This window comes from Endozoicomonas sp. SESOKO1 (assembly GCF_024606265.1).
Lineage (GTDB): Bacteria > Pseudomonadota > Gammaproteobacteria > Pseudomonadales > Endozoicomonadaceae > Endozoicomonas.
Genome location: NZ_JAHHPP010000369.1, coordinates 1 through 1,624, shown reverse-complemented (window position 1 = coordinate 1,624; position 1,624 = coordinate 1). Strand labels below are relative to the sequence as shown.

Genomic DNA, 1,624 nt, shown 5'->3' with positions numbered 1-1,624 from the left:
GATCTCACGTCTTCCCCAGTCTGCCAGGGAGATATCAGCTACTCGATAGTCCTGAGCCTTGGCGGAGCTCTGAAAACCGGCAGTCAAATCAGGGTTAGCACTCATAAACCACGTCCCACTCTGCGTATTATCCGAAGATCAAAGTCTAGCAGTGGCTACAATCTATATCAATGAATTTTGATATAGATGCTGGTGTCAGATTTAATGACCGGATAGAAAAATCCAGAGGAAAGGAATCGGTTCAGTATTGAAAAAGGATATTGAAAAAAGGCAGCCAACCGGCTGCCTCAAGGGAAAATTAAAGGCCTGCCGCCTTGCGAAGCTGTTCCGCTTTATCGGTTCGCTCCCAGGTGAACTCGGCCTCTTCCCGGCCAAAGTGGCCATAGGCTGCCGTAGCCTGATAGATCGGGCGCTTGAGATCCAGCATCCTCACCAGCCCACCGGCGCGCAGATCAAAATATTCACGAACCAGTTCAACGATACGCTCATCGGACACCTTACCGGTGCCAAAGGTATTGATGGAAATAGAGGTAGGCTCAGAAACCCCAATGGCGTAGGACACCTGGATTTCACAACGATCCGCCAAACCGGCCGCAACAATGTTCTTGGCGACATAACGGCCTGCGTAGGCGGCAGAACGGTCTACCTTGGACGGATCCTTACCGGAGAACGCTCCACCACCATGACGGGCCATGCCGCCGTAGGTATCGACAATAATCTTGCGCCCGGTCAGTCCACAGTCACCAACAGGCCCGCCAATCACAAAAACCCCCGTCGGGTTGATGTGATACCGGGTATCTTTATGAAGCCAGCCTTCCGGGAATACCGGCTTGATAATTTGCTCCAGCACTTCACGGCGAATGTCATCCAGAGAGACATCCGGAGAATGCTGGGTAGAAAGCACAACGGCATCAACACTCTGCACCTTGCCATTGGAGTCGTAACGCATGGTTACCTGACTCTTGGCATCAGGACGCAACCAGGGTAAGACACCATTCTTGCGCAACTGGGCCTGGCGCTTGACCAGCTCATGGGCGTAGTAAATGGGGGCAGGCATGAGTACAGGCGTTTCATTGGTGGCATAACCAAACATCAGCCCCTGGTCACCAGCGCCCTGTTCCCGCTCATCGGTTTCATCCACACCAACGGCAATATCCGGTGACTGTTTGCCAATGGCATTCAGAACTGCCACGCACTCGCCATCAAAGCCCAGATCTCCGTGGTTATAACCAATGCTGGTGACGACATTTCGAACCAGCTCTTCAATGTCAACATAGGTTGTGGTGCGCACTTCACCGGCGACAATCACCATGCCGGTCTTCACCATGGTTTCTACCGCAACCCGTGCTTCCGGGTCATCCTTGATGATGGCATCCAGAATGGCATCAGAAATCTGGTCCGCAATTTTGTCTGGATGCCCTTCAGATACCGACTCTGATGTGAATAGCGAATACTCAGACATAGCCGTTTAATCCTCTTGAAAAAATTGAGTGCGCCTCTTTATTCCATGAAACCTTCTTTTCACGAAATAAGCTTACCGAGTGAGGCGTTACCCAGGTCATCGCCTATTCACAAAGAAAGAAACGTCGGACCTGGATCTGAAAACCATTGCGTAACCCCAGAT

General features: G+C 51.5%; 1 protein-coding gene. It reads right to left on the bottom strand.

Annotated features, from left to right (window positions below):
- Positions 1-298: 298 nt before the first annotated feature.
- Positions 299-1,462: a methionine adenosyltransferase gene (metK, locus tag KDK13_RS16725; protein WP_257286125.1), complete on the bottom strand. Its 1,164-nt coding sequence runs from the start codon at positions 1,460-1,462 to the stop codon at positions 299-301.
- Between the last annotated feature and the right edge of the window lie 162 nt (positions 1,463-1,624).

Bases quoted from the DNA above. Each gene is read 5' to 3' on its own strand.
- metK (WP_257286125.1), bottom strand. From the start codon at position 1,462: ATGTCTGAGTATTCGCTATTCACATCAGAGTCGGTATCTGAAGGGCAT.